At 64.1% G+C, this 4308-nt stretch carries 4 protein-coding genes; all 4 read left to right on the top strand.

The genetic code is table 11. From position 1 onward, the window contains the following. Positions 1–94 precede the first annotated feature (94 nt). The 4 genes from U1E69_RS00875 (at position 95) to U1E69_RS00860 (ending at position 4178) form a co-directional block, all read left to right on the top strand. Positions 95–1531, top strand: coding sequence for a mannose-1-phosphate guanylyltransferase/mannose-6-phosphate isomerase (locus tag U1E69_RS00875; RefSeq protein WP_322242123.1), 1437 nt, complete (start codon positions 95–97; stop codon positions 1529–1531). After that, a complete protein-coding gene (locus U1E69_RS00870) occupies positions 1528–2361 on the top strand; it encodes a hypothetical protein (protein WP_322242122.1) in 834 nt (277 codons plus the stop codon). Before U1E69_RS00875 ends, U1E69_RS00870 begins: the two co-directional genes overlap by 4 nt. Next, complete coding sequence (locus U1E69_RS00865) at positions 2362–2949, top strand: isopropylmalate isomerase (protein ID WP_322242121.1); 588 nt, start codon at positions 2362–2364, stop codon at positions 2947–2949. Positions 2950–3485: 536 nt separating this feature from the next. Continuing rightward, positions 3486–4178, top strand: coding sequence for a sugar transferase (locus U1E69_RS00860; RefSeq protein ID WP_322242120.1), 693 nt, complete (start codon positions 3486–3488; stop codon positions 4176–4178). The last annotated feature ends 130 nt before the right edge of the window (positions 4179–4308 follow it).

The raw sequence follows: 4308 nt of genomic DNA, 5'->3' as shown, positions 1-4308 counted from the left end.
CAAATGATTATGCCCTTTGCCAGAATCCGGGCTTAATCTGGCCCAGACTTTCGCCAAGACATTGCTGATGCCAAAGTTGGAGTATGCGCAGGTCATGCCTGATATTTTTCCGGTTCTGTTGTGTGGCGGGTCGGGCACCCGGCTGTGGCCCGTGTCCCGCAAGAGCTTTCCCAAACAGTTCGTGCCGCTGGCCGGGCAGGAAACTCTGTTTCAGTCCGCGGCCGAGCGGATGCGGGGCGCTGCGGGTATTGCAAGCCCGCTGGTGATCACCAATTCCGATTTCCGCTTCATCGTCGCCGAGCAGCTGGCGGTGGCCGGGATCAAGCCCGGCGCGATCCTGATCGAGCCTTCGGCGCGGAACACGGGGCCGGCGATTCTGGCTGCGGCGCTGCATCTGGCGGCGGACGACCCCGAGGCGTTGCTTCTGGTGATGCCGACGGATCATTCGATCCCGGATGTGGCGGCGTTCCAGGCGGCGGTGGCAGTGGGCGTGCCGCGGGCCAGGGCGGGGCAGATCGTGACCTTTGGCGTGCGTCCCGATCGGCCCGAGACCGGCTATGGCTGGATCGAGGTCGCCGGTGCCGTGGTCGAGGGCGAAGCGCAGAAGGTGGCGCGGTTTGTCGAGAAGCCTGCCCTGGATCGGGCCGAGGCGATGCTGGCCGAGGGACGCTATCTGTGGAATGCGGGGATCTTCCTGGCCTCGGCCTCGGTTCTGATCGCGGCCTTCGAGGCGCATGCGGCGGAGCTGGTGGCCCCGGTGCGCGAGGCGGTTCAGGGCGCGCGCAAGGATCTGGAGTTCCTGCGGCTGGCCGAGGGACCCTGGGCGGGGGCGCGGGAGATCTCGGTCGACTTTGCGGTGATGGAGAAGGCCGCGAACATCGAGGTTGTGCCCTTTGGGGCGGCCTGGTCGGACCTGGGCGACTGGAACGCGGTCTGGCGCGAGAATGGCAGCGGGACGGTCCGGCAGGGTGCGGTGACGGCCATTGACTGCGAGGGGACCCTGCTGCGGTCCGAGGTCGAGGGGCAGCATATCGTCGGCATTGGTCTGAAGGACCTGGTCGTTGTGGCAATGCCGGACGCGGTGCTGGTGGCCGACCGGTCTCGGGCGCAGGATGTGAAGCTGGCGGTGGCCGAGATGAAAGCCAAGGCTGTGCGCCAGGCCGAGGTCTTTCCGCGCGACCACCGGCCCTGGGGCTGGTTCGAGACGCTGGCTCTGGCCGACCGGTTCCAGGTCAAGCGCATCGTGGTCAAGCCCGGCGCGGCCCTCAGCCTGCAAAGCCACATCCACCGGGCTGAACACTGGATCGTGGTCAGCGGGACGGCTCAGGTGACCGTGGGCGACGAGGTCAAGCTGTTAAGCGAGAACCAGTCGGTCTATGTGCCCCTGGGGGCAATCCACCGGCTGGCGAACCCGGGCAAGGTGCCGGTCGTGATGATCGAGGTTCAGACGGGTGCGTATCTGGGTGAGGACGACATCATCCGCTACGAAGATATCTACGCGCGGGGCGACGAGAAGGGGCCAGCACGGTGACTGCGCCCGCGATCTTCGACCGCCTGGCCATCGTGATGGCGCATCCCGATGACGAGGTGCTTTGGGCCGGCTCGGCGCTGCGGGCGGCCGAGAAGATCGTGCTGGTCTATGGCGAGCTGCCCTGCGCGCCGGACCTGACCGAAGGGCGCAAGGCCGCGATGGCGGCGTTTCCGCTGCCGACGCTGGACTGGTTGCAGATGGTGGAATCCGGGGTCTTCGACAGCGCCTCGTGGCCGACCCCGCGCGAGACCGCTTATGGCGTCTTTCCCCATCCGGCGTTGCGGCTGCTGAACAGCTTCGATCCCGACCGCTACCGCCGGCAGTTCGAGGAGATGCGCGAATTGCTGCGCAGCCGGCTGGCGGGAATCCGGAACGTGATCGCCCACGGCCCCTGGGGGGAATACGGGCACGAGGATCACATCCAGGTCTTCCGTGTGGTGGCAAGCCTGGCGGGTGAGATGGGATTTCAGCTGTGGGTGCCGGGCTATGTTGCACCCAAGGCTTTGCCGCTGATGGTGCGGAACCTGCGTTACCTGGGCCGACCGACCGGGCCCCTGCCGATCGACCCGATCCTCGCGGACGACATTGCGCAGGTCTACAAGCGCACGAAGACCTGGACCTGGTTCGACGACTATGTCTGGCCCGCGACCGAGCAGTTCTTTCCCTGGTATCCCGAGGGCGCCAGGCAGGCCGAGGTGGCACGGGACGAAGAGATCCAGCGCATCCGTCTGCCCGCCGATTTCGAGAAGAACCGCCGGGCCTGGGAAAGCCGCAGGCGCAGGCTGGTGCGCCAGACACTGGCCTGGCTGAACGCGCGCCAGGCACGTTAGGTGGACCTGCTGCAGACGACGCTGACCTGTGCCTTTACCCGGTGGAGCCCCGGACTTGGCGACAATCATCCGGTCGGTTGGTTAACGGTGCTGGTCTATCTGGCGGCGGGGATCGCATCGGCGCGCGCGGCCCTTTGCTGCGGGCGCGAGGGCACCGAGGCGCTGGAGCGGCGTTTCTGGTGGATCACGGCGGCGATCCTGCTGATCCTGGCGGTCAACAAGCAGCTGGACCTGCAATCGCTTTTGACGATGGTGGCGCGCTGTCATGCCTCGCTGGCTGGCTGGTACGATGACCGTCGCGGCATCCAGCGCGCGTTCATCTTCCTGGTCGCGGGGGGAGGGATCGCCTTTCTCGGTCTCCTTGCCCTGCTGTTGCGCCGTATTCTGGGCCGGATCTGGCTGGCGCTGGCCGGTCTGGCCTTTGTCTGCAGCTTCGTCGTGATCCGTGCTGCCAGCTTTCACCACATGGACGGGCTGATCGGCAGCGTCGCACTGGGGGTCAAGGTGAACTGGCTGCTGGAACTGCCCGGTCCGCTTCTGGTCCTTGCGGTCGCATTCCGGCGCCGAAGGGCCGTACGTTCGACCTGATTGAGGCAGTCACGAATCGCGAATATGGCCGTTGGGAGGCTTCCGGTGGGGCCGCTGCCCGCGGTTTGGGCGGCTCGGGTGGTTAACGGGCCACGTTAACAAAAAATTCACCGTTTCGAGATTCCGCATAATTTCGTGCTTAGAACGAGTGTGCGAACGCGCCCTCGACGTGGTTGCGTGCTGCGCTGCAGCGCCGTCGATCAGGTCTGCCCGCCAAAACCCGTGGAAAAACATGGCAATGCTGTGGCGAAACTTCGCTTTGTTGCCAAAAACCTCTGGACTCGGGTTTCGGCGGCCCGTTTCCAGGCGTCGCCCTGCCAGCCTCGGAATACAACCATAGCGTGTAACCCAATGAGAAGTAACCACTTTCTGTGCGTTTCGTCACTTATGGCGACATTGCGGCAGTGGAACTGGAATGGTAGAAGGAAGTTGTGAAGCAGACGGTGTTGTGAGTGTCAGGTTGAGACCGGGTCGGCAATATAGGGCCGGTTTGGCAGAATTTCGCTCAGCGATTATACCCTTTCGGAGGCGTTCAGATGGATGTTCGTACAGAACTAAGCGAGCCCAATTTCGAGCGGCCTTCGATGACTGTCGGTCAGGGTTGGGTGCGGGTTCGCAAAGAGCCGCTCTACCGCCGCGTTCTCAAGCGTTGGATGGATCTGGCCCTGGTGATCATGGTTGCCCCCTTCGTCGTGCCCGTGGTTCTGATCCTTGCGCTTGTGCTGAAGGTCACCGGCCACGCGCCGTTCTTCTTCCAGGACCGCGTCGGCAAGGATGGGCGGATCTTCAAGCTATGGAAACTACGCACGATGGTTCCCGATGCGGATGCGCGACTACGCGCCCATCTGCAAAGTGACGAAGCCGCGCGGCAGGAGTGGGACGCTTTCCAGAAACTGTCGCGCGACCCCCGGATCACCGAATTCGGCCAGTTCCTTCGGAAAAGCTCGCTGGACGAACTTCCTCAGCTCTGGAATGTGCTGATCGGTGACATGAGCCTGGTCGGCCCCCGCCCGATGATGGTGGATCAGCAGGAACTTTACCCCGGCAACGCCTACTACGCCCTGCGGCCTGGCCTGACCGGCACCTGGCAGATCTCCGAGCGCAATCAGTCCACCTTCGCGCAGCGCGCCGAATTTGACGCCGAGTACGAACGCAACCTGACATTCTTCAAGGATTTGAAGATCCTGCTGGCGACTGTGGGTGTGGTGCTGCGGGCGACTGGGAAGTAAGCGGTGCCTGCGCGGGCAGGTCCCGTGGGCTGTTCCTGATCCAGGCAAAAAGTGCGACCCCGGGCAACAGGATGATGGTTCCGGTCGCTGGATAGGCAAGTAGCACGGCCCAGATCGGAAAATCGTAAAG

Origin of the sequence: Tabrizicola sp. (genome assembly GCF_034366665.1) — a bacterium.
Taxonomy (GTDB): Bacteria; Pseudomonadota; Alphaproteobacteria; order Rhodobacterales; family Rhodobacteraceae; genus Tabrizicola.
The sequence above is the reverse complement of the archived record's forward strand: the minus strand, read 5'-3'. Positions and strand labels throughout refer to the sequence as shown.